16 protein-coding genes are annotated in these 16020 nt (G+C 64.6%); 14 read left to right on the top strand and 2 right to left on the bottom strand.

The features are described from left to right. A partial coding sequence (locus tag BLQ73_RS29805) for an IS3 family transposase (protein ID WP_143020520.1) occupies window positions 1–536 on the top strand: 536 nt, incomplete at its 5' end. A 1011-nt stretch (window positions 537–1547) separates the two neighbouring features. On the opposite strand, the gene BLQ73_RS29800 is transcribed toward BLQ73_RS29805, so the two are convergent. Then, complete coding sequence (locus BLQ73_RS29800) at window positions 1548–2120, bottom strand: hypothetical protein (protein WP_093176034.1); 573 nt, start codon at window positions 2118–2120, stop codon at window positions 1548–1550. A gap of 427 nt (window positions 2121–2547) precedes the next feature. Here BLQ73_RS29800 and BLQ73_RS29795 point away from each other — a divergent pair, with 427 nt between their 5' ends. From BLQ73_RS29795 to BLQ73_RS29740, 12 genes are all read left to right on the top strand, one after another. Next, complete coding sequence (locus tag BLQ73_RS29795; protein WP_176955767.1) at window positions 2548–3885, top strand: helix-turn-helix domain-containing protein; 1338 nt, start codon at window positions 2548–2550, stop codon at window positions 3883–3885. 8 nt (window positions 3886–3893) lie between these two features. Next, a complete protein-coding gene (locus tag BLQ73_RS29790; protein WP_176955766.1) occupies window positions 3894–4511 on the top strand; it encodes an HAD family hydrolase in 618 nt (205 codons plus the stop codon). Window positions 4512–4623: 112 nt separating this feature from the next. Beyond that, entirely contained in the window at window positions 4624–5865 is a 1242-nt protein-coding gene (locus tag BLQ73_RS29785) for an adenosylhomocysteinase (RefSeq protein WP_093176026.1), read from the top strand. Next, entirely contained in the window at window positions 5862–6824 is a 963-nt protein-coding gene (locus BLQ73_RS29780; protein WP_093176024.1) for an NAD-dependent epimerase/dehydratase family protein, read from the top strand. Before BLQ73_RS29785 ends, BLQ73_RS29780 begins: the two co-directional genes overlap by 4 nt. After that, the gene (locus BLQ73_RS29775) at window positions 6824–7690 is read left to right on the top strand and encodes a glycosyltransferase family 8 protein (protein WP_093176021.1); all 867 of its coding nucleotides are present in this window, start codon (window positions 6824–6826) and stop codon (window positions 7688–7690) included. Before BLQ73_RS29780 ends, BLQ73_RS29775 begins: the two co-directional genes overlap by 1 nt. Beyond that, window positions 7677–9167 (top strand): glycosyltransferase family protein, encoded by a 1491-nt coding sequence (locus BLQ73_RS29770; RefSeq protein WP_093176017.1) that lies wholly within the window; start codon window positions 7677–7679, stop codon window positions 9165–9167. Before BLQ73_RS29775 ends, BLQ73_RS29770 begins: the two co-directional genes overlap by 14 nt. Further along, a complete protein-coding gene (locus tag BLQ73_RS29765) occupies window positions 9164–9772 on the top strand; it encodes a DEAD/DEAH box helicase family protein (protein ID WP_093176015.1) in 609 nt (202 codons plus the stop codon). The genes BLQ73_RS29770 and BLQ73_RS29765 overlap by 4 nt, the downstream gene beginning before the upstream one ends. Further along, on the top strand, window positions 9769–10755 hold the full coding sequence (locus BLQ73_RS29760) for a Gfo/Idh/MocA family protein (RefSeq protein WP_093176012.1): 987 nt from the start codon (window positions 9769–9771) through the stop codon (window positions 10753–10755). The genes BLQ73_RS29765 and BLQ73_RS29760 overlap by 4 nt, the downstream gene beginning before the upstream one ends. Next, window positions 10746–11696: a phosphotransferase family protein gene (locus BLQ73_RS29755; RefSeq protein ID WP_093176010.1), complete on the top strand. Its 951-nt coding sequence runs from the start codon at window positions 10746–10748 to the stop codon at window positions 11694–11696. The genes BLQ73_RS29760 and BLQ73_RS29755 overlap by 10 nt, the downstream gene beginning before the upstream one ends. A gap of 10 nt (window positions 11697–11706) precedes the next feature. Then, window positions 11707–12099 carry a cupin domain-containing protein gene (locus BLQ73_RS29750; protein WP_093176007.1) on the top strand — a complete coding sequence of 131 codons (393 nt, stop codon included), beginning with the start codon at window positions 11707–11709 and terminating at the stop codon, window positions 12097–12099. Continuing rightward, window positions 12099–13307: a DegT/DnrJ/EryC1/StrS family aminotransferase gene (locus BLQ73_RS29745; RefSeq protein ID WP_093176005.1), complete on the top strand. Its 1209-nt coding sequence runs from the start codon at window positions 12099–12101 to the stop codon at window positions 13305–13307. The genes BLQ73_RS29750 and BLQ73_RS29745 overlap by 1 nt, the downstream gene beginning before the upstream one ends. Beyond that, on the top strand, window positions 13307–14398 hold the full coding sequence (locus BLQ73_RS29740) for a zinc-binding dehydrogenase (protein ID WP_093176002.1): 1092 nt from the start codon (window positions 13307–13309) through the stop codon (window positions 14396–14398). The genes BLQ73_RS29745 and BLQ73_RS29740 overlap by 1 nt, the downstream gene beginning before the upstream one ends. A 27-nt stretch (window positions 14399–14425) precedes the next feature. Here the strand turns inward: BLQ73_RS29740 and BLQ73_RS29735 are convergent, their stop codons facing one another. Beyond that, window positions 14426–15484, bottom strand: coding sequence for a phosphotransferase (locus BLQ73_RS29735; RefSeq protein WP_093176000.1), 1059 nt, complete (start codon window positions 15482–15484; stop codon window positions 14426–14428). 261 nt (window positions 15485–15745) lie between these two features. On the opposite strand from BLQ73_RS29735, the gene BLQ73_RS29730 reads away from it, so the two are divergent. Beyond that, on the top strand, window positions 15746–16020 hold a 275-nt coding region (locus BLQ73_RS29730; protein ID WP_176955765.1), incomplete at its 3' end, for a transposase.

The following is a 16020-nucleotide window of genomic DNA, read 5'->3' as shown; positions in this document are numbered from 1 at the left end:
TGCTCAGGCGTGACTTCACCGCTCCGGCGCCGAACCGGAGGTATGCGGGCGACATCACGTATCTTCCTGTCGGGTCGGGCCGCTTCCTGTACCTGGCGACGGTGATGGACCTGCACTCGCGCCGGTTGGCGGGCTGGTCGATCGCCGACCGCATGCGCACCGGGCTCGTCGTCGACGCGCTGGAGGCGGCGGCCCGCACCAGGGGCGGCAGACTGGAGGGGGCGGTCTTCCACAGCGACAACGGGGCGCAGTACTGCTCAGAGGAGTTCGAGCGGGCGTGCCGGCGTCTCGGGGTCGTGCGCTCGCGTGGCGCGGTGGGTTCGAGTGCGGACAACAGCGCCGCCGAGTCGTTGAACGCGACTCTCAAACGCGAGACCCTTCAGGGTGCTCCCGGTTGGGGCTCGGCGCGTGAGGCGCGTCTGGCCGTGTTCCGGTGGATCACCAGGTACAACACCCGGAGAAGGCATTCCCGTCTGGGCCATGTGAGCCCGATCGACTATGAGCGGACCGCAGGTAGGCTGACCGCCGCTGCGTGAGAAACGGTGTCCACGTTCAAGGTGGAAGGCCCCTTCGAACTCCGCCCTGCGACGGGTCATCGCCTTGTCGACGGTCCATCGCTCCACCTCGAAGAAGTCGGTGACCTGGGTGGTAGTTGCCCGGTCGTCGGGGGTTGCTGTCACCACCCCCTTCCCTTGTCGAGGACCACGAGCCGGTTGAGGCCCGCCTCGGCGACGACCTGTATCTGCGGCCGTCGTCGAGGTTCACATCCACTTCGCGGATCTGAACCCCAGAGTCATCACACAGTCGCAAAAGGTGACTGATGTAGTCCCACGCCTTGGCGAGGTCGACCGCGACCATGTGGAACATACGCTCCTCGTTGATCCGGGTGTCGTTGCCGTACACATCGGAGATCTCGCTGCTCGCCGCTTCCGTCCCATGTCGTGAGGAGGGGATGGGAAGCGACGCCGTGCGTGCGCGGCTGGAACACGGATAGCGGGAACCCTGAGAGAGCGGGGGTCGTCTGAGCGGTCGTGGCCCCTCACCGCAGTATGCCGACCTACGACACCGGCCAGCGCTTCCACAGCGCAAGCGCTTCGCCTCGAACCGGAATAGCACACGAATCGTGTGCCATTCAGAGTTTTCGCAGGTCAGAACCCCTGGTGGCCCGATAGTCATTGATGTGCAGCTGTGTACGTGGCGCGCTACGACCTCCGGCGCTGCGCTGCCTCGCCCCCGACGAAGCCCATGGCCTGGGCGACCGCCGCCAGGCCCTCGCCGACGGCTGTCCAGCACTGCCCCGCCCGACCCTCATTACCAATGAGGGTCGGGCTGACCTGGGCTTTCTCGCCACTGCCGGGCCGGGGTGTTGATGATCCGGCCGGGTGCACAACGTGCGCATGCACTTGCCGGGCAGGGTGTACAGCCGCCGCCCTGCTGGGGGCCAGGTGAGAGATCAGTTCCCGAAGGCCGCGACCAGTTCAGCTCCAGCGACGAGACGAGGCGAATGCCTCCTCACCCGGGGATGAGAATTCCGGTCCCGATGAGCTTCATTCCTGCCAAGAGAAGCGGAACCCGGCCCGGCCCGCGCGGTGTGGTTGATACGGCAGCGCCTCGGGAAGTGCCGGGACGGGCACGAGGTCGTCGCCCGGCCAGAAGGCGCCCTGGCGGGCGGCCTGCTTCACCAGCGCGGCGAGGTCGTCCAGGTGCCGCTGCCGTTCGGCCGGGTCGACGGGTGCCCTCCCACCGAAGCGGACGGCGGTGGTGGGGCCGTTGGCCAGCAGCGCGGCCGTTACGTCCGGCAGTCCGAGCGGCATGGCGTCGCAACGGCCGGTGCGTGCCAGCCTTACCGTGTGCTCGACGACCTGCTCCCAGTCGCCGATCTCGGACCAGTTCCGTCCGCCGTCGAGCTCGAACGTCAGGGTCGACAGCGGCACGACGCACCCCGGACAGCGGTCGGGGAACTCGGTCAGGCAGCGGTACATGAGCGACCCGTCCGGTTGTGGCAGCGCCGGATGCAACAGAGTGCGGGCGTGCACGATCACGGCATTGATCGGCACGGGATGCTGCGCAGACCGATACGGCTCATGCAAGGCGAGAAAGTAGACATCAGAAACCACCACGACAGCTCCCTCGGTCGTGCCCCTGCCATGCGAAGTCGCAAGCACCTTCTCACAGGTTCCCTTGGCTCGGGCTGTGAATCCCATTGGCGGGTCCGACCCATCGCCATCCGGGAGGGGAGCCCGGAGGGTGCCTGTGATCGGGGTTGAGAAAGCGCCTGCGCCTTGGTTGGCCTCCTTGGGCAGGCCCGGTCGGAGCATTCGGTGGACACCATCGCCCCCCTGCGCAGGTCGTCCGCCAGGACAGGACTGGACTTCCACCCGTCCCAACTCACGCCTTTGAACCTCTCCAGCGGGCCGTACGGATGTCGGCTTTCGACGAAACTTCCAGGAACTCAACCGTCCATGGCTACGACGTCGTCAATGCACTAGCTTCGATTCTGCGAGGCAAGGTCGGATGGCGGATCAAACTCAAGATGGCGGGTGCGCCATGAACGAGGTCGACATCTTGGTCGGACGCCGTGTGGCGGAGTCGCGACGTCGTAGGGGGTTCTCGCAGTTGGAGTTCGGCGCTCGGATCGGGCGAAGCGAGAGCTGGGTGTCGAAAGTAGAGACTGGCGTGATCCGCCTGGATAGTCTCACCCTTGCTCAAACGATCTCAGATCTGCTGCGTGTCCCGCTGAAGCACTTGATCGCTCTGGATGCTCGCACAGAGCGTGAGAATGAACCGTCCGAGCAGGGGCAGGCTCTGAAGCTGATGCACTTGCTGATCAATCCACCGGACTGGGAGATGTGGGACGAGGTGAAACGCCGGTGGTTCTTCGGGCAGGCCGCCGCTTCCGTCATGAGCATGCTCGACCTGCTCCGCAGCCATCCGGTGCAGGTCCGCGATTTGAGTGACCGGCTCCAATCGGTTAGTTCTGGAAGGCATCGTCTGGATTCGGAGACATTGGAGGGGCTGGAACAGGTGACGCTCGGCTACCGCCGGGCCTATCGGTCCTCGTCGGCGTTCTCGCTGATCGGACCGGCGTACGGCACCCTCAATGTGCTCCTCGAACTCGCACCGGACGCCGGGGCGCATCGTGACCGAGTCGTATCCATGATCGGCCAGATGGGCGCGCTTGTCGGCACCATGCTGATGCTGGACTTGGGCGATTTCGACTCCTCCCGGCAGTACCTTGCGATCGCGGCGCGGGCTGGCCAGCAGATCGAGGATCCGGAGTTGCTGGCGTTCGCACTCGGGTGCCGAGCCTTCCATGCCGCCTACAGCGGCGACCGCAGGGCCGGCCTCGGTTTCGCCTGCGGTGCGCTCGATGTGGCTGAACGAGGAATGCACCCGATCACCCATGGCTGGCTTTCGGCCGTCGCATCAGAGATGCACGCCTCCTCCGGTGAGGGTCACGAATGTGAACGGCTTCTGGATGAGGCGGCTTCTCACTTGGAGCGGGATGCCGCCGCTGTGGAATGGCTGGGGATCGGGCTGTTCAACGCTGACAAGCTGACCGCCTATCGCGGGGGCGGCCTGATGCGTCTGGGCCGATATGCCGAGGCACAGAACGAGTTGCTCGCCGCGCTCGGACGCCTGGACCCTGCGTTGCGCAAGCATCGCTGCACCGCGCATATCGATCTTGCCGAGGCGTACGTCCAGGACAGGAAGATCGACGATGGCGCCGAGCAGGCCATGGATGCACTGAAGATCATCATGGAGACCCGGCATGCCGATAGCTTGAAACGGGTGGCGAGGCTCTTCACCACCGTCCGGCCGACTCGAACCCCAACCGTCCGGCGGCTCGGTGAGAAACTCATCGAATTGAAGGCGATCTCATAACCGGAGGCGTGGTGCAGGTGTATCGCGGGCTGATTCTGGATTTCGGCGGAGTGATCACAACGGACTTCTACGGCGCGCTGCGCGATTTCAGCGTCCGGGAGGGCCTTGGCGACGATGCCGTTGGGCATGTGCTTCGCCGTACAGCAGAGGGGCGTACCGCACTGACCGGCGTCGAAGACGGGCGCCTGCCTCAGAAGGAGTTCGAGGCGACTCTTGCACGTCTCCTCGGCGTAGACGCCGCTGGTCTGCTGGGCCGGATCCTCGCCGACCTCCAACCCTGCGAGGAGGTCTTGGAGATGGTCGCCCGAGCACGTAGGAAGGGAATCGCCACCGCAGTCTTGTCGAACTCATGGGGAACCGGCAGTTACGACCCCTATGCCGGATATGACTTGGAGGACAGGTTCGATGCTGTCGTCATTTCCGATCAAGTCCGGCTCAGCAAGCCTGATGAGGAGATCTACCGGTTCACGTCCGACAAGATGGGCCTTCCGCCATCAGCCTGCGTATTCGTCGACGACACCGCACACAACCTGCCACCAGCAGAACGTCTCGGCATGGCCGGAGTGCTGTTCGAAGACGCCCCCACAGCGCTCGCCCAGATAGCGCACCTTCTCCAGATCAACTGACCTGCGGAACCCGGAACCTGGTTCCTACCCCGGAACCAGGTTCCGGAAGTGAAGCCAATAGCCGTCCTACCGTCCAAGACAGAGCCTGAGTCCTGTCTACGGAAGGCGGCCGATGCACACATCCCAGCTCCATCTGCCTCACGGCCACGGGCAATCGGCAGATAACCACCTGCCAGCGGCGCGAGAGACCTTTCTGGCCGATGGCGATGGCAGCGCCTTGATGTCTACTCCGGCGGCTGGCTTCTTCTCGCGGCTGGCCTCACGCTTGCCGACCACTGACGCATCGTCTCTGGTCATCACCCATCTGTTGCCCGGCCAGATGGACTTCCTGTCCGCCCTTGAGCACACGGCGCAGATCGCTGCCGTACTGCCGAAGCCCAAATCCGCAGATCGGCGAGTCCTGGATGGGATCGTCGGAAACTATCGCTGTGACCCACTCGACCGGGCCCGGTGCGCCGACCCCGAATGGCTGATCGGCTATGTGACCGAGCGCACTGCAGGCCGCCGAGTCGTGCTCTTGGACGTGGGCGGCTACTTCGCCCCAGCGCTCGGCGAGCTGTGCGTGGCCCTCCCCGGCCTCATTGTCGGCGTAGTCGAGGATACCGAGAACGGGCATCGCCGCTATGAAGCGCTGCCCACGGTGCCGTGCCCCATCTACAGCGTGGCCCGCAGCCCGTTGAAGGAGGCGGAGGATCGGCTGGTCGGTGAAGCGATCGTCTTCTCGGTCGAGACCCTGCTACGACACCTCGGCGAGGTTCTTCAAGGCCGCCGAGCGTGTGTGCTCGGTTACGGGAAAATCGGGGCAGGTATCGCCTCCGCGCTCCATGAGCGGCACGTGCGAGTTCTCGTCGTGGACACCGATCCTGTGCGCCAGGCCCAGGCCATCGCGGTTGGCTACGGATCAGCAAGCCTGGCTGAGGCTCTGTCCAGCGCCGACCTGGTGTTCTCAGCGACGGGCAATCGAGCCCTGGGCACGAAACACCTGTCCCTCATGCGCAACGGGGCCTTTCTAGCCGGGGCTACCTCCGGAGACGACGAGTTCGACCTGCCCGATCTGAGTAACCCCAAGGGCAGTCACGCCTTGCACGAACTGATCCCGGGCGTCGCGCGGATCAGCACCGGACCCGAGAGCTCCATCTTCCTCCTCGGCAACGGCAATGCCGTGAACTTCCTACACACCTCGGCCGTAGGGGCGGCGATCCATCTCATCAAGGCCGAAATGATCGCAGCCGCCGCACTCCTCGCAAGCCAACGTCACGCACCTGGTTTCTACGACGTGCCCTCAACTCGAAGGGGGTCCATTGCCGCCTTGTGGGTCGACGCTTTCGGCGATCGCAGCAGGGGGTCCCGGTGAACGGTCATGACCTCGACGGCGCCCGCATTCTGGTGACCGGAGCTGCGGGCTTCCTCGGATCACACCTATGCGAATCGTTGATCAGATCGGGCGCGTGTGTGCTCGGCGCCGACAACCTGTCGACCGGCCGACTCAGCAACCTCTCCTCGCTGATCGATCAGCGCTCCTTTACGTTCCTGCTCCATGACGTCACCATGCCCCGCCGTATAGCAGGCACGATCGACGCCATCATGCATCTGGCCTCACCTGCCGCTCCGCGGGACTATCTGGCGATGCCGCAGGCCACCCTGCGTGCCGGAGCGCTGGGCACGCTGAACATGACGAAGACCGCCCAGCAGAAGAACGCGACATTCCTGCTGGCCTCCACGTCCGAGGTATACGGCGACCCGATGGAACACCCGCAGAAGGAGTCCTACCTGGGAAACGTCAATCCGATCGGCCCGCGAAGCGTCTACGACGAGGCCAAGCGGTTCGCTGAAGCGGTGACCGCACAGGCCGGGCGAGCGGGGCAGCGAGTCGCCGTCGCCCGGATCTTCAACACCTACGGACCTCGGATGTCCGACGGTGACAGCAGAGTGGTTCCGACCTTCATCCGGCAAGCCCGCGCCCGCCAACCTCTCACGATCGCCGGCAACGGGACCCAAACCCGTTCCCTGTGCTATGTGGACGACACCGTCGATGGACTTATCCGACTGCTCACGTCGGGCTTCGCCGAGCCGGTCAACATCGGCGCGACGAACGAAGTTACCGTTCTGGAGCTGGCGAAACTGATCCGCGACCTGTGCGGATCACCTTCGCCGATCGAGTTCGTCGACCTTCCCGCCGACGATCCGCGGCGTCGCCGTCCCGACATCACGCGAGCAGCTCAGGTACTGGGCTGGGCGCCGAGGGTAGATCTGCATGACGGTCTCTCCCGGACCCTGCATTGGCATCTCCATCAGCCCGTGGGGGTCACGTGATGAATCAACTGCTCCCGCCGATTGTGTGCTGCGTCGACGATGGCTACGTCCGGCCTTTGTCAGTGCTCTTGCAGTCACTGGCCATGGTCACTCCCGATGTACGCCTTCTGGTGATGCACGAGGGCTTGTCCGCCCATAGCCGAAAGGTGTTACAGCGTCACGGACACCGGCTCGGGCTGGACCTCGAACTGCTCCAGGTGCGGACCTCTCCCTCTGGACCGGTCTCAGGATGGGTTTCCAAGGCGGTCTATCTGCGGCTGCAGATCGGGGAGGCCGTCAGCCAGCACGAGAAGGTCCTCTACGTGGACGCCGACACCCTGGCGCTAAGGGACCTGCGGCCACTCCTCCTGACCCCCTTGAACGGGGCTGCCCTGGGCGCGGTCCGGGACCCCCAGAATCCTGTCATCGGCACGGGAATCGCACTGCCGGGCTGGGCGGAGCTGGGGCTGCCACGCGGTAGGGATTACTTCAACTCCGGAGTCATGCTCCTAGACCTGCCCGCGTGCGAGCGGCAAGGCCTATTCACGAAAGCCCGCCGATTCCTCGCCGAGCACCCCGACGACGTGCTGCTGTGGGATCAAGACGCGCTGAACGTCGCCGCCGAGGACCGGTGGCTGCGGCTGGATCGCAAGTGGAACACCTTCGGCATCTCCGCGCTCGCCATCCAGCCTGGCTACCGACACGACGATGCCGAGCCCTACTCACCACTGGCCACGCTCTTGGCCGACGAGCCGAGCGCAGCCATCCTGCACTTCGCGGGGCCGGCGAAACCCTGGAACGACGACTACCCACTCTGCCCACTCCGAATTACCTATCGAAAAATGCTGCGATCCGTGCTGAAGGCGGAGTCCGATGAATCCTGGTAAAGCCGCACGCGCCATCGCCTGGCTATCAGCCGCGACCTTGGTGGCCAGGCACACCCTCGGGAACTGGCAGCTCATTCGGACGCTCGCATGGCTCCGCGACGCCGACAGTCCCATGGATGACCATTCCACCGGTGTTCAACCGCCAGAGGTGCATGTCATCCTCCCCGTCCTTCGCGAACAGGAGCATGTCAGAGCGGCACTGGACTGGTGGCGGCAAATCCTATCGAGCTTTCCCGGCATGAGCCTCACCATCGTGTCCACCGCCCGCGAGGAGCATGATCGCGACCTCCTCATTGCCGCGCTCTGCTCCGCTCGCCGACTCAACTCGGCTGCATTCCCACAGTTATCCAGGTGCGCGCTCACTGCCCTCAAGCAAGCGCGAGCAGCGGCAAACGGACATCTGAACCGCGACGTCGCGGCAGAGATCATCGCTCAAGCGCCGCTCACCCGCGACGTCGTCAACCAGCTCATGGCCGAAGGCGGCCCAGCGCAAATCCACCACTTGACGTACCCGGGCCTCGGCCGCAAGGCCGCGCAAATCAACTACGCAGCACAATCACTCCCCGCGACGGGCTACATCGCGATCTACGACGTCGATTCCCGCCCTGAGCCCGAACTGCTGACCGCCACCTACTCGCTACTCACGTCCCATCGAGACGGCGGACCGACCATCATCCAGCAGCACGCGATCCATCTCACACCCCGAACCACCACCGCGACACTGGTCCGCGGTTCGGCGCTGCTGCAGACCCTATGGACTCTTCGCCGCGAGATTCCTTATGCGCGTCGCTACCAGTTTTCAGCCGACCGCCCGGGATGGCGGGCACGGTTGCGTGCGGGCTTGTCGCAGCCTGTCGGACATGGCCTGTTCATGCGGCACGATGTCTTCGCCGACCTCGGCGGACTGCCTGAGAGCACTGTGCTAGACGACGTGCCTACTGGAGTAGCTCTCACGCTGCACGGCATCACCACTCAAAGCCTGGCCAAAGTAACGGCCGTACCCGCACCTGACTCCCTCGCCGAAGTCGTCGCCCAAGGACGCCGCTGGTTCTGCTCCTATCTCGATTACCCAGCCGTCCTGCGAACAGCATCGGGCGAAACGAGTTCGCACGGACACCTGGCCGTCCTCACCGGAGTCGCCGCCTATCGCGCCGCCGCCTGGCTGGCCGCCTCTCCCCTGACAGTGGTGGCCGCGATCGCCGGCGTCGCTCCCAGATCCGGCCGAAAGCTCAGGGCAGCCGCATGGTCCGGGCTTGCCCTCGCGACGCTCGTCCCAATGGCCCTTGTCACGTGTTCCCGCCCGGGAGAGCCCTCAGCCTGGCAGCTCGGCCAGGACTCGGCCGAGCTGCTCATCGCCTACTTCGTACGCAGTGTCGGCCCCTGGCTCGCGATCATGGACGCCGTTCGAGGCCATCACCCCGCGTCCACTACGGCACCAGCTCCGAAAGCTCACCGACGTCGGGAGGCCGCGACGTGATCATCGGACTTGAAGGCGTGTCGTGCACCGGCAAGAGCACCCTGGCGTCTGGCTTGGCCGATCGGCTCGGCAACATCAGCGTTGTGCCGTGCTACTACCATTCGGCACCGGCCCCCTCCATGCTTCCAGTCCCTCACGTGACCAGCGAAGCCGAGCAGCTCAGCGCCCTCGCCGTCCATCTGGAGATCGAGAAGGTACGGCTTCGCCATGCTCAGGAGGCGCTTGCGACGAGGCGGCGAATTGTTCTCGACCGAACGGTTGACACGCTACTGGCCCACCTGCGCGCAGTCGGCGCCATGAAAGGCCTGAACACCGGCAGTCGCGCCCGTACCCTCGTCAACCAGCAGATCAACAAAGGCCTGGCGATGGTACCTCACGTGACATTACTTCTGATCGCTGATCACGAGGTGCTGACTGAGCGTGCACGAACCCGCACGGACATGCCCTCCCTCTACTACGACCCGGTCTTCGCCCGCGCCTTTTGCGCCCATTTCCGGAACCCGATAGCCCCCGTCTGCCTGCCCCTCTCCGCAGCTCTGCCCGCCGCTCAGGTCCTCGATCAGGCATGCCAGCTGCTTGAGCCCTACTTGGGCGGCAGTCGGTGAACACGATCATCTTGGGATGTGGACTGATCTCTGGCCGTTGGATCCGTACCCTGTCCGCCGACCCGCGTATCACCGTCGCCGCCCTGGTCGATGGCTTCCCGGACACGGCTATCCGGATCGCGGAGAAGTGCGGCCTCGCCCATGTGCCGTGGTTCCCGAACCTGGACGCAGCACTCGACGCCGTCCAGGCAAAGATCATTGTCAACCTGACACCCACGGACTCCCACGCCCACTACACCCGCATGGCATTGGAACACCGACTCCACGTCTTCACTGAGAAACCACTCGCGCTCTGCCTCGACGAAGCCCAGGAGCTCACCCAGCTGGCGAGATCCGCGGGCCTAGTGCTCGGCGTGATGAACAACCGAGGCCATGATGCAAGGTTCCTGGAAGTACGCGACCTCATCCACGGCCTTGGCCCGGGTCCCTACGTGGTCAGCGCGGACATGTTCGTACATTTGCCTGCTCCGGGCTTTCGCCCCCGCCTTCCCTACCCCGCTCTCCAAGATCTGGCCGTGCACGCCTTCGATCAGATCGGACAGATCATCCATGCCGACCCCACCTCACTCATCTGCAGGGAGACACCGCTTCCTCGCCCAGAAGGCCACTGCACGAGTGCATCTGTCACAGTCCGCTACTCCGATGATTCTGTGTTCAACTTTCAGGGCGGCTTCAGCGGCCTGGGCCATAAGACCAGCGCCGATGGGCACTGGCGAGTCGATACACCGAAGGCCGGATGCCGCTGGGGAGGCCTGGACACCGTGGAGATCTTCTACGACAGATCTCCCGATCAGCCGTCCGCCGTCCATCTCCGCACTCCGTCCGAGGGCCATGGCCCCCGCATCACCGCGATGATCGACGCCGTGTACGGAGGCCCTCCACTGCCTGACGGGCTCGGTTCCGCTGCCCTGCTCGACGCGGCGCAACTCTCGATCAGCACCGGTAGGCCCGTCGAGGTACGGCAGGTGCGGCCATGGGGTTGACACACGCGAGCGTCGCCGACCGGCTCCTAGAGAAGATCACTGGGGAGGGCATCAGACTGGACCATGCCGGTCTGATGCCGTACACAAACGGAGCGGACAATCTTGTGTTCGCAGCTCGAACAGTCGAGGGCTGCCATCTCATAGTGAAAGCTCCGCTTCGTCCTGGATCAAGGTATGAGACCGCCGCCTGGGCTGGCCGGTCCCTCGCCGACCACGGGATACCTGTGCCGCAGGTGATCTGGTGTGACGATTCGATCAGCGTCGAGTCCCGGTGCGCAGGTGTGCCGCTCACCGGCTCCCCTGAGCGTTTCGACACCTCTTTTTCGAGGCCACAGTCCGCTGTACTCCATGCAGCCAGGGACGCCGGAGTTCTTCTACGCATCGCCCACAGCATCTCCGTCCACGGGTATGGGAGGCTCACTCCCTCCGGTACCGCTCCATACTCATCGCTTCTCGCGTCGATCCAGTCAGGACCGGAGACAGCAGCACGCTCTGGCTGCCTAGGCGAGCTGGCCTCCTCCGCTGTTCACATCGTTTCCAGAAATCTGTGGCGCCTGCACGACACGGGTCCCCGATTGCTGTTGGGGGACTGCGCCGCACGACATATCTTCTTCACCCCTGGGAACGGGGCGATCAGCGGTTTCATCGACCTGGAAAGTGCCCGAGGCGGAGATCCCCTCGCGGACATCGCCGGATTCATCCTCCGCGAGCACGCAGAGATCTCTAAGGCTCTCCTGAGCGGCTACTTCGCCAACTGCCCCAGCCTCGACCAGATGTGGGCGCTGACCCTGCACCGTGCCCGGATCGCTACCCGGCTCCTGCTCTTCCACGCCGGCCGTAACGAGCATCAGATGGCCTGTCGCCTCGCCGACCACCTGACCGCCGACCTTCAGGCGATCAATACCGAGACCCCAACCGTCCTGCCCCGTCACCTCCTGTGAGGAACTCTCGATGACGCTGATCCGCACCGCTTCCAACGAAAAGCTCAACGCCGCGAACCGGCCACCCGGCTGCCCGGTCCACTCAGCCGGGCGCTTCCGGCTCCGGGCCACCGGCACTAGCAGGTTCGACCGGCACTACCATGACTTCGACGAATTCTGGTTCGTAGCCTCAGGGGCCGGGACCTTTGTCATCGGCGATACCGTCCATCAGGTTCAGCCCGGCGACATCGTTTACACACCGGCAGGGGTCGAGCACGACATCGTCGCCGTCAGTGGCGAGCAGGACCTGGAGGTGTTCTGGCTCTCCTGCCCCCTCCCCTCGGGAGCCGACGGTCGGCACCTCCATCGAACTCCTGAGGATGCGGCCAAGCACCAGGTTCCTTCAAGAGTGGTGCCAACGTAGTGGCCACTCAGCGGGTAACCATCCCCTTCCCCAAACACCCCAAGTACGGCGACGACGAGGTCAGCGCGGTGACCGCGCTCATAAGGTCTGGCTCCCTATCTGAAATCGGCCGCGGCCCTGCCGTCACAGCAATCGAGGATGCATTCGCCGCCCTGACCGGCACCACCCACGCCCTGTCGTTCAACTCCGGCACGGCGTCGCTGCACGGCGCCCTTCACGCCGTCGGCGTCACGCCCGACCAGGGCGTAGCCATGTCCCCGATGACGTGGATTTCCGCGATCAACGCAGCCTTTCACGCAGGCAGCTTCCCCCTCTTCTCCGACATCTCAGCGGACTCACCGAACCTCGACCCCGCCGGTATCAACCCGTCGAACTGCTCGGCCGTGCTGGCAACCCACGCATGGGGTGTTCCCGCCTCGATGGAGCGATTCGCCGATCTCCCCGTCCCAGTCGTCGAGGATTGCTCTCACGCTCACGGGGCCGTCTACCGGGGGCGTTCCATCGGCTCCTGGGGCGTGGCCGGCTGTTTCAGCCTCCAGGAGTCCAAGGCGGTCTCCGGGGGCGAGGGAGGAGTCCTCACGACCTCTGATCCCGGGATCTATCAACGGGCCATGACGCTAGGGCACCACCCGTTCCGGCTCGAAGAGGAGCTCACCGATCCAGAGCTGGTGCCTCTGACCGAAGCCGCAGCCTCCTACAAATTCCGAATGCCCGCCCTAGCCGCCGTGATCGCCCGAGTGCAACTGCGCTCCCTGCCGGACCGGATGAGGAACTCCGAAACCAACCTGGCCCACCTCACTCAGCTGATCACTGAAGCGGACCTTCCCCTCGCCCCAGTACCTGTGTCGGACGACACAGTACGTGGCTGGTACGGAACCCCGTTCACCGTACAGATCCGTGTGAGCGACCCCGCGTCGTTCTTCGCCGCATGCAAGGCAGCGGGCCTTCCCGTTCGAGCACTGTACGCCGACTGGCTGACCTCGCCGCTGATGACTGAGCCCCGCCTGATCGAGCGCTACTGGCCTCACATGCGCGGGCGGTGGATGCCTCCGGGCAAGCACGACTTCCCCAACTACCAGCGGTTCCGAAGGCAAACGATCCTTCTCAAGGTCCCCGACGTGCCGTCTCCCGATTACATGGAGCAAGTGGCCGCGACCCTCGCGGCAACACTCCAGTCCCTCCTCAGCTCCGGAATGAAGGGAACCTGATGCCTCTCATCAGCATGCGTGCTGCAGTTCAATACGAACCCGGCGAACCAATGACCGTTCGAGAGGTCCAGCTTCGCGAACCCGAGCACGGCGAGGTTCTGGTACGCACCTCCAGCGTCGGCATATGCGGTACAGATCTGCACTTCGCCTCCGGCCGCTTCCCCTATCCGATGCCCACGATCCTGGGCCATGAAGCCAGTGGAATCGTCGAACAGGTAGGGGAAGGGGTTACCACGTTCCAGGCTGGTGACCGCGTACTGGTGTGCGATCAAATGCCGTGTGGGCGGTGCGGATCCTGCCTCTCGGGGCGGATGGTCTACTGCAGCGACGCCTCTGGCAAGCAACGCCAGCGCAGCCGACTTCAGATCAACGGGCAACCGTTCCGCCAGTACCTGGGCGTATCCGCATTTGCCGAGATGATGCTCGTTGACGCCACCGGGCTCATCCAGATTCCTGATGATGTGTCCTTCGAAGCTGCAGCCCTGCTCGGCTGCTGCCTGACCACTGGCGCGGCAACCGTCTTCAACACCGCGAACCTGCGGCCAGGCCAGACCGTTCTCATCATCGGATGCGGTGGCGTCGGTCTCGGCGCGAGCCAAGCAGCCGGCATCGCGGGCGCCACACGCATCATCGCCGCCGACCTCGAACCGCACCGCAGGGACGCCGCCATGCGTCTTGGCGCGACCCATACGATTGACCCGGCCAATGCCGACCTGCTCCCGGCCATCCTGGACGCGGCTGGCGGCCAAGGCGTCGACATCGCTATCGAGGCCGTTGGCCAGCCGCATCTGGCTGAGACGGCGTTCGCGGCGCTCGCCCCCGGCGGGCATGCCATCGTCGTCGGCATGATGCCGCCGGGCGGCGAGATCCGCCTTCCCGCAGCACTGCTGAGACATGGCCGACGCATGGCAGGCTCCGTCATGGGCGAGGTCCGTTCTCTCCAGGACATCCCCGCCTACATTCGTATGGTCATCTCCGGAAGACTGGTCGCCGATGACCTGGCCACCTCGCGGTGGCCCTTGGAGCGGGTCAATGAGGCGTTCGGCCACGCCTCCGCTCGCCGAGGCATCCGAACGATGATCGAACTGTGATCCGGCTGCCTCGGGCATGCAAGGGGATCAGGCTCCAGCAGAGAACGCCTCTTCCACATCGTCCCGCCGATCGGTCCACCACGCCAGGAGCTCCTCGCTGACGGCCATCAACGAGTCAGGGCCGTGATCGCCCCGGTCGTAGTGGAACTCGAAGATCCAGTAGTCGGACATGCGCTTCCACCACAACCGCTCCACCGCGTCCGCGAGATCGGCCCGCGACAGCGGCGTCACCGATCGATAACCGGCCACGAACGCGGCCACCCGTTCGAGGTCAAGACGCCCGTGCTCACCACCGAACTGAACCTGCGCGGTCCGCGCGACTTCCTCTCCCAACGGCCTGACCCCGATCCGATCCCAATCCAGAACCGCTGTCACCCTGCCGTCGCATCGCAGCACATTCCGATGCTGCAAGTCGCCGTGGGTCCAGCCGAAAGGCCCCGCAGCCTCGCCCGCAGCCGGCGCCGAGCTCCGGTGTTTGTCGATGAGGACCTTGCGCTCCCAAAGAAGCTCCCTGGCGCATTCGTCGTACTCACCTGGTTCGGCCAGCTCATCGATCACGGCGAGCAGTCGATCCGCCTTACCGATCGCTTCATCCGGACCGGTCACTTTCGCCCTCGGCCGAGCATCCGGCAGAGGGAGAGGAACACGGGCAGCGTCCCCCAAGGCCCGATGGATTGTCGCCACCAGAGCACCAAGGTCCGTGGCCTCGTGGAGCGGAAGGTCGGTCCCCTCAACGTGGGCGCCTTCCGCCCACGGAGAGACCAGATAGCTCCTCGGTCCGATCGTGAGTAGAACGTCCCCGTCGCGAGTCGCCACGGGAGCGCACACGGGTAAACCAGCGGATGCCAATGCGGTCAGCACCAGGCCGTTGCGACACGCCGTTTCTGCGGACACATCGCGGAGGAGCTTGAGCGCATACGCTCCGTTGGCGGCATCAATGCGCCAGTTGCGGTTCATGAGCCCTTCGGGCAGGAACGTGACCTTTCTTGTCTCCCCAAGCCCGAATTGACCTTCGACCAACTTCAGGTCGTCCTCGTCCAGCCCAGTATGGGAAGCGCTATGTGCCAGCGAAACGCCATCAGTCATCACTGGAACGACGGTAGTGACTTTGATCCGAGATCGCATGTGAGATCGCCGTCATCCGCGACATCGACCATGCCATCATCGCGAGTGGCGACAACAGCATCAACGTCGACGCACCGACTACAGCCTCGATGGCCTGCTTCTAGGCTGCAAGGCCACCGGTCCACAACGGCTGAGCCGCGAGCTCAGCCACCAAGTTGAGGTGCCTCGAAGGTTCCGGACAGGTCCCCCGCTAGAGTGGGGGTCACCCGGAAGGTAAGAGATTTGGCCCGACAGAGAAAAAGCTTCTCGCCCGAGTACCGGGAAGAGGCCGTACGCCTAGTCATCGAGACCTCGCGCCCGGTCGCTCAAGTTGCGCGTGAGCTCGGCATCAGTTCCCACACCCTCCACAATTGGGTGAACACTTACCGGCGGGAGCAGCAGGAAGCAAACGCCGCAGCCGATCTGACGGTGGACGAAAGAGCCCGCCTCCGCGAACTCGAACGCCAGAACAGGGAACTGCGGACGGAAAACGAGTTCCTTAAAAAAGCCGCCGCGTA

It is taken from the genome of Sinosporangium album (assembly GCF_900100605.1).
Taxonomy (GTDB): domain Bacteria; phylum Actinomycetota; class Actinomycetes; order Streptosporangiales; family Streptosporangiaceae; genus Sinosporangium; species Sinosporangium album.
Note: the sequence above shows the minus strand (reverse complement) of the source record. Positions and strands in the feature narration are given on the sequence as shown.

Coding starts and splice junctions, on each gene's coding strand:
- BLQ73_RS29795 (WP_176955767.1), top strand. CDS start 2,548: ATGAACGAGGTCGACATCTTGGTCGGACGCCGTGTGGCGGAGTCGCGA.
- BLQ73_RS29740 (WP_093176002.1), top strand. CDS start 13,307: ATGCCTCTCATCAGCATGCGTGCTGCAGTTCAATACGAACCCGGCGAA.
- BLQ73_RS29770 (WP_093176017.1), top strand. CDS start 7,677: ATGAATCCTGGTAAAGCCGCACGCGCCATCGCCTGGCTATCAGCCGCG.
- BLQ73_RS29785 (WP_093176026.1), top strand. CDS start 4,624: ATGCACACATCCCAGCTCCATCTGCCTCACGGCCACGGGCAATCGGCA.
- BLQ73_RS29735 (WP_093176000.1), bottom strand. CDS start 15,484: ATGACTGATGGCGTTTCGCTGGCACATAGCGCTTCCCATACTGGGCTG.
- BLQ73_RS29775 (WP_093176021.1), top strand. CDS start 6,824: ATGAATCAACTGCTCCCGCCGATTGTGTGCTGCGTCGACGATGGCTAC.
- BLQ73_RS29755 (WP_093176010.1), top strand. CDS start 10,746: ATGGGGTTGACACACGCGAGCGTCGCCGACCGGCTCCTAGAGAAGATC.
- BLQ73_RS29750 (WP_093176007.1), top strand. CDS start 11,707: ATGACGCTGATCCGCACCGCTTCCAACGAAAAGCTCAACGCCGCGAAC.